Origin of the sequence: Nocardioides sp. (genome assembly GCF_035429765.1) — a bacterium.
GTDB lineage: Bacteria > Actinomycetota > Actinomycetes > Propionibacteriales > Nocardioidaceae > Nocardioides.
Window position 1 is genome coordinate 1 of record NZ_DAOMFK010000117.1, and the last position, 6661, is coordinate 6661.

Consider the following 6661-nt stretch of genomic DNA (forward strand, 5'->3'; position numbering starts at 1 on the left):
AGCGCCGGGGCCAGCCCGTGGGCGGACGGGTCGCCCGTCGCGGTCCGCACCGTGCCCCCACCCACCACCCACACCGACGACGTGGTGGTGGTGGTCAGCTCGTCCAGGCCGTCGTCACCGCGGAAGACCCACGCGTCGACGCCGCGCCGGGCGAAGACGCCGGCCATCACCGGCGCCATCCGTGTGTCCGCGCACCCGATCGCCTGGGCGGCGGGACGGACCGGGTTCGCCAGCGGGCCGAGGAAGTTGAACGTGGTGGCCACGCCCAGCTCGCGGCGCGGGACGGCGGCGTGGCGCAGCGCCGGATGGAAGGCCGCGGCGAAGCAGAAGGTGATGCCGACCTCCTCGACGACCTCCGCGACGCGGTCCGCCGGCAGGTCGAGACGGATGCCCAGCGCCTCCAGCACGTCCGCGCTGCCCGACTGGGAGGAGGCCGACCGGCTGCCGTGCTTGACGACACGGGCACCGGCGCCGGCGGCCACGATCGCCGCCATCGTGGAGATGTTGACCGACATCGACCGGTCCCCTCCGGTGCCCACGACGTCGAGCACCCGTCCGGGAACCCGGATGGCCGTGGCCTCGGCGTACATCGCCTCGACCAGGCCGGACACCTCGTCGATGGTCTCCCCCTTGCTGCGCAGGGCGACCGCGAACCCGGCGATCTGGGCGGGGCTGGCCTCACCGGCGAGGATCTCGCCCATCGCCCACCCGGTCTGCTCGGCGCTGAGGTCCCCTCCAGAGATCAGCGTCGAGAGCACCTCGGGCCAGTCGTGGGTCATCGCGTCGTCTCGAGGCCGGTGAACAGGCCGGGTCAGCCGACGGCCGGCACGCGGGGACGCAGCAGCGCGACCACCGCCTCGGCCAGCTGGATCGGGTCGATCGGGTGCGGGACAGCGGCCTCGGCCCGCGACCAGGTCGCCAGCCAGGCGTCTGCCGGGCGCCCGGTGAGCACCAGGACAGGCGGGCAACGGAAGATCTCGTCCTTGAGCTGCTTGGCGATGCCCATCCCACCTGCGGGCACGGCCTCGCCATCCAGGATGGCCAGCGCGATGCCGCCGGCGTCCATGTTCTGGATCACCACCGGCTCGGTGGCGACCTCGACGTACTCCAGCTCCGGCAGGTCCGGGTGCGGCCTGCGGCCCAGCGCGAGGATCACCTGCTGGCGGACGGCGACGTCGTCGCTGTAGACGAGCACCTTCAGCGGCGCGGTCGAGGCAGAGCTGGCAGCGTTCACGAGCCCGATGCTACCGGTCCGCGTCCCTGGCCCGGGCCGCTACCTCGAGCCGGTCCAGCCGGCGGTCCTCGCGCGCCGCCTCCTTCATCGACGAGCGCACCCACTGGGCGAAGAGCACCCCGAACAGCAGCAGGCCGACCAGGTCACCGGAGGCCCACAGGATGCCCCCGGCGAGGTGCTGGTCGGCGGCGACCGTGGGCAGCCAGCCGGCCATCGGGCCCTCGCGCAGGGCGGCGTAGTAGTCACCCGCCAGCAGCGTGGAGGCGCCCATGATGGTCACCCCCAGGAAGGCGTGGAACGGGAGCGTCATCAAGATCATCAGCATCCGGAAGGGGTAGGCCACCCGCCCCGGAACCGGGTCCACGCCGACCAGCGGCCAGAAGAAGAGCGACCCCACCAGCACGAGGTGGACGTGCATCATCTCGTGCACGTACGTCGAGCTCAGGCTGGCGTCGTACCACCGGGTGAAGTAGAGGGCCCAGGGCGACACCACGTACAGCGTGAAGGTCAGCGGGGGGAAGGTGAGCACGCGGGCCACCCGGGAGTGCAGGACTACGAGCAGCCAGCGGCGCGGCCGGGGCGGCAGCGTCCGCAGCGCCAGCGTCACCGGCGCCCCCAGCGCCAGGGCCAGCGGGACCAGCATGGCCAGGATCATGTGCTGGACCATGTGGACGCTGAGCAGCGTGGTGTCGTAGGCACCCAGCCCGGACTGGGTCGCGAACGCGAACGACCCCATGCCGAGCACGACGAAGAAGAACGTGCGCGACCACGGCCACGCGTCCCCGCGGCGGCGCAGGGTCGACACGCCCACCAGGTAGAGACCGGCGACCCACACCGTGGCCACGAACAGCCAGGGGTCCAGCCCCCACTCGGAGAGGAGCCGACCCCAGCCCCACTCCGGGAGCGCGGCCGTCGTGTCCCACGCCGTGTTGTCCACGATCTGAACAATATGTCGGGACTCGGAGGGGGGTCGGGGTGCCCTCACCCCCATCTATGGCCATAATGTCCCCCGTGGCGACTGCTTCCGTGATTCCTGCCTCCCGTCTGCACGGGCACATCGACCGGCCGAGCATGGTCAGTGTCGGGACGATCATCTGGCTCTCCAGCGAGCTGATGTTCTTCGCCGCCCTGTTCTCGGCGTACTTCACCGTGCGTGCGGTCAGCCCGGAGCTGTGGGCGCAGGAGACCGAGAAGCTCAACGTGACGTTCGCCACGATCAACACCATCATCCTGGTGCTCTCGTCGGTCACCTGCCAGCTGGGCGTCTTCGCCGCCGAGCGGGGCCAGGTGGGACGGACCGGCTCGGTGCTGAACCCCGGCAACTGGGGGCTGCGCGAGTGGTTCGTGCTGACCTACATCATGGGTGCGGTCTTCATCGCCGGCCAGTCGCTGGAGTACGCCGAGCTCATCCACGAGGGCGTGACCATCCCGAGCTCGGCCTACGGGACCCTGTTCTACCTGGCCACCGGCTTCCACGGCCTGCACGTGACCGGCGGACTGATCGCCTTCCTCTTCGTGCTCGGCAGGACCTTCGTCGCGCGCAGGTTCACCCATGAGCAGGCGGTCAGCGCCATCGTCGTCTCCTACTACTGGCACTTCGTCGATGTGGTGTGGATCGCCCTGTTCGCGACGATCTACCTCGTCCAGTAGCAGCCCACCCCGGACCCGATAGGACACAAGGTGCGACTCCTGAACCGCTCCGCCGGACTCGTCTCACGACACCGCCGTGGACGCCTGGCCGGACTCCTGGTCATGCTCCTCGGGCTGGTGCTCACGGGTGGTCTCTACGCCGCCTTCTCCCCCGCAAGCGCGGAGCAGACGCAGAGCACCGACGAGCTCGTCGCGCAGGGGCGTGAGCTGTTCCTAGTCGGCTGCTCGACCTGCCACGGCCAGAACGGCGAGGGGGTGCGCACGCAGGACGGCAAGCAGCTGGGGCCCTCCCTCGTGGGCGTGGGCGCCGCCGCAGTCGACTTCCAGGTCGGCACCGGACGGATGCCGATGGCCCAGCCCGGCGCCCAGGCGCCGCGCAAGGAGCCGGTGTACGACGAGGGCGAGATCGCCGCACTCGCGGCGTACGTCGCCTGGCTCGGCCCCGGCCCGGCCATTCCCACCCCCGACGACTACTCGGTCGAGGGGCTCTCGGAGGAGGAGCGCGCTGCCGCGGTGACCCGGGGAGGCCAGATCTTCCTCACCAACTGCACGGCCTGTCACGGGTTCTACGGCTCGGGTGGGGCGATGCCGCGCGGCGGCCACGCGCCGGCCATCCGGGGCGTCTCGGACAAGCACATCTACGAGGCCATGCTCACTGGACCGCAGGCGATGGACGTGTTCTCGAACGGCAACATCCCCCCTGACGGCAAGCGGGACGTGATCGCCTACCTGAACTCCATCCAGGAGAACCCCGACTTCGGCGGCTTCAGCCTGGGCTCCTTCGGCCCCGTCAGCGAAGGTCTCGCGGCCTGGATCCTCGGCGTCGGCGTCCTCGTCGGGGCCGCGGTCTGGATCGCCGCGCACTCCACCCGTTCCAGCAAGGAGAAGGCGGCAGACTCGTGACCCACTCGGACGAGAACCTTCCTGTCCCGAGCCAGGGGGACCCGATCCCCGATCCGGGGCTGCCGCCGCACCTGCCGCGGCCGACCGACGTCGACCCGCACGCCGAGAAGCGTGCCGAGCGCCAGGTCGCGACGTTCTTCACGCTGTCGATGGTCTGTGCCGTGCTGTTCGTGGTGTCGTACTTCGTGTTCGAGATCGGCGACGACCCCACGATCGTTCTCGGCATGGGCGCCTCCACCGTGGCGCTGGGCGCCACCCTCGGCGGTGCCCTGCTGTTCATCGGGCTGGGGGTCATCCAGTGGGCCCGCAAGCTCATGGGGGACCACGAGATCGCCGAGCAGCGGCACCCGATCGCCTCGTCGGCCGACGACCGGGAGGTCGCGCTGGCAGCGGTGAGCCAGGGGGTCGAGGAGTCCGGCATCGGTCGTCGCCCGCTGGTGCGCAACACGCTGCTCGGGTCGCTCGGGCTGGTCGGCATCCTGCCCATCATCGCGCTGCGCGACCTGGGCCCCACCCCCAGTCAGGTCGCAGACAGCGGCGTGCCCGGGGCCGGCCTGGAGAACACGCTGTGGACCGAGGGCATGCGCGTGGTCCGCGACGTGCTGGGGACCCCGATCCGGGTCGACCAGCTGGAGATCGGCGACCTGGTCAACGGCCAGCCGGAGGCGAACTTCACCGGCGGTGAGGACGGCGGACCGCTCGAGGGCGTCGAGCTGCAGGTGGCCAAGGCCAAGTCCTCGGTGATCCTCTTCCGGATGGAGCCCGACGAGATCATCCCCGGCGACGGCCGCGAGGACTGGGCCGTGGAGGGCATCGTCTGCTTCTCCAAGATCTGCACGCACGTCGGATGCCCGATCTCCCTGAACGAGCGCACCACCAACAACGTGCTGTGCCCCTGCCACCAGTCCACCTTCGACCTGGCCGACAGCGGCAAGGTGGTGTTCGGCCCGGCCGCGCGCCCGCTCCCCCAGCTGCCGCTGGCCGTGGACGCCGAGGGCTACCTGGTGGCTCAGAGCGACTTCACCGAACCCGTCGGACCGAGCTACTGGGAGCGTGACTCCGAATGAGCGTCGACACCAGCCAGGTGGCCACGAGCAACCGCGACGCCGCGGCGTCGGCCAAGAAGCCGGGTCGCGGGGCGGCGCTCGCCAACTGGGCCGACGAACGTCTCGGGCTGGCCACGGCCTCGAAGAAGATGATCCGCAAGGTCTTCCCCGACCACTGGTCGTTCATGCTGGGTGAGATCGCGCTGTGGAGCTTCATCGTCCTGCTGCTCACCGGGGTCTTCCTCACCCTCTGGTTCAACCCCAGCATGGGCGAGGTCCAGTACCAAGGCTCCTACGACCAGCTCCGCGGGATCCACATGTCCGAGGCGTACGCCTCGACGCTCAACATCTCCTTCGACGTCCGCGGCGGCCTGCTGATGCGCCAGATCCACCACTGGGCGGCGATGCTGTTCGTGGCGGCGATGCTGATCCACATGATGCGGGTGTTCTTCACCGGCGCCTTCCGCAAGCCGCGGGAGATCAACTGGGTGATCGGCACGCTCCTCCTTCTGCTCGGCACGCTCGAGGGCTTCACCGGCTACTCGCTGCCCGACGACCTGCTGTCCGGCACCGGCATCCGCGCCGCGGACGGATTCATGAAGTCGGTGCCGATCGTGGGCACCTACATGTCGTTCTTCCTGTTCGGCGGTGAGTTCCCCGGCGAGTCGATCATCCCGCGTCTCTACGCCGTGCACATCCTGCTGATCCCCGGCCTGCTGCTCGCCCTGGTGGGGGCGCACATGCTGCTGGTCGTCTACCACAAGCACACCCAGTGGCCCGGCCCCGGTCGCACCGAGGAGAACGTGGTCGGCTACCCGATGCTGCCGGTGTACGCCGCCAAGGCAGGTGGCTTCTTCTTCATCGTCTTCGGCGTCACCGCGCTGATGGGCGGTCTGCTGAGCATCAACCCGGTCTGGAAGTTCGGCCCGTACGACCCCTCCAAGGTGACCGCAGGTTCGCAGCCCGACTGGTACATGGGCTGGCCCGACGGCGCGCTGCGCATCTTCCCGGGCTGGGAGTCGCACTTCTGGGGCTTCACGCTGCCCTGGAACGTCTTCCTGCCGATCATCGTGCTCCCCGGCGTGATGACCGTCATCTTGATCTCGCTGCCGTTCCTGGAGGCCTGGATCACCGGCGACAAGCGGGAGCACCACCTGCTGCAGCGCCCGCGCAACGCGCCCACCCGGACCGCCACGATGGTCGCGCTGATGACCTTCTACGGGCTGCTGTGGGCGGCCGGTGGCAACGACCTGATCGCGATCAACCTCCACCTGAGCATCAACCAGATCACCTACTTCATGCGGGCGGCGGTGTTCGTGGGCCCGGTGATCGCCTTCATCATCACCCGGCGCTGGTGCATCTCCCTGCAGCGGCACGACCGCGAGAAGCTGCTGCACGGCTACGAGACCGGCATCATCATGCGCTCCCCGGAGGGCGGCTACTCCGAGAAGCACCTGCCGCTCAGCGAGGAGCGCGCGTACACGCTGACCGCGCGGGACCGGGACGAGGTGTACGCGCTCGAGTCGGACGTCGACGAGAACGGCGTGGCCAATCCCCACACCCGCGGCCAGCGCCGTCGGGCGCGGCTGTCGGCCTTCATGTTCGCCGACAACGTGCAGAAGCCGACGCCCGAGGAGCTCGAGGAGGGTCACCACCACGCCGAGACCGAGCACGAGCTCCAGGTGCCGATGGAGGGACACCCCGCCTCCGGCCACGAGTTCGACGGCCACAACCAGCACGACACCAAGGACGCCCCCCTGCGCCCCGGCCACTGACCCGTCGCTGTTTGACCGCCGACCCGTCGCTGTTTGACCGCCGACCCGTCGCT

General features: G+C 69.9%; 7 protein-coding genes. 4 read left to right on the top strand and 3 right to left on the bottom strand.

The genetic code is table 11. From position 1 onward, the window contains the following. From trpD to PLP61_RS11320, 3 genes are all read right to left on the bottom strand, one after another. Positions 1-779, bottom strand: a 779-nt coding sequence (trpD, locus tag PLP61_RS11310; protein ID WP_324502819.1) for an anthranilate phosphoribosyltransferase, incomplete at its 3' end; no start/stop codon positions are given. Between the two features lie 32 nt (positions 780-811). Continuing rightward, positions 812-1234: an Rv3143 family two-component system response regulator gene (locus PLP61_RS11315; RefSeq protein WP_324502820.1), complete on the bottom strand. Its 423-nt coding sequence runs from the start codon at positions 1232-1234 to the stop codon at positions 812-814. A 10-nt stretch (positions 1235-1244) separates the two neighbouring features. Further along, positions 1245-2171, bottom strand: a complete 927-nt coding sequence (locus tag PLP61_RS11320; protein ID WP_324502821.1) for a cytochrome c oxidase assembly protein — start codon at positions 2169-2171, stop codon at positions 1245-1247. 65 nt (positions 2172-2236) lie between these two features. Here PLP61_RS11320 and ctaE point away from each other — a divergent pair, with 65 nt between their 5' ends. The 4 genes from ctaE to qcrB are packed head-to-tail and all read left to right on the top strand — an operon-like array spanning position 2237 to position 6608. Beyond that, positions 2237-2884, top strand: coding sequence for an aa3-type cytochrome oxidase subunit III (ctaE, locus tag PLP61_RS11325; protein ID WP_502889034.1), 648 nt, complete (start codon positions 2237-2239; stop codon positions 2882-2884). Between the two features lie 30 nt (positions 2885-2914). Beyond that, positions 2915-3787, top strand: a complete 873-nt coding sequence (gene qcrC / locus PLP61_RS11330) for a cytochrome bc1 complex diheme cytochrome c subunit (RefSeq protein ID WP_349769226.1) — start codon at positions 2915-2917, stop codon at positions 3785-3787. Continuing rightward, a complete protein-coding gene (qcrA, locus tag PLP61_RS11335; protein WP_324502822.1) occupies positions 3784-4854 on the top strand; it encodes a cytochrome bc1 complex Rieske iron-sulfur subunit in 1071 nt (356 codons plus the stop codon). Before qcrC ends, qcrA begins: the two co-directional genes overlap by 4 nt. Continuing rightward, the gene (gene qcrB / locus PLP61_RS11340) at positions 4851-6608 is read left to right on the top strand and encodes a cytochrome bc1 complex cytochrome b subunit (protein WP_324502823.1); all 1758 of its coding nucleotides are present in this window, start codon (positions 4851-4853) and stop codon (positions 6606-6608) included. Before qcrA ends, qcrB begins: the two co-directional genes overlap by 4 nt. Positions 6609-6661 lie beyond the last annotated feature (53 nt).

What these genes read in the sequence shown, in the direction of transcription:
- ctaE (WP_502889034.1), top strand. Translation starts at nt 2,237, where the DNA reads ATGTCCCCCGTGGCGACTGCTTCCGTGATTCCTGCCTCCCGTCTGCAC.
- qcrB (WP_324502823.1), top strand. Translation starts at nt 4,851, where the DNA reads ATGAGCGTCGACACCAGCCAGGTGGCCACGAGCAACCGCGACGCCGCG.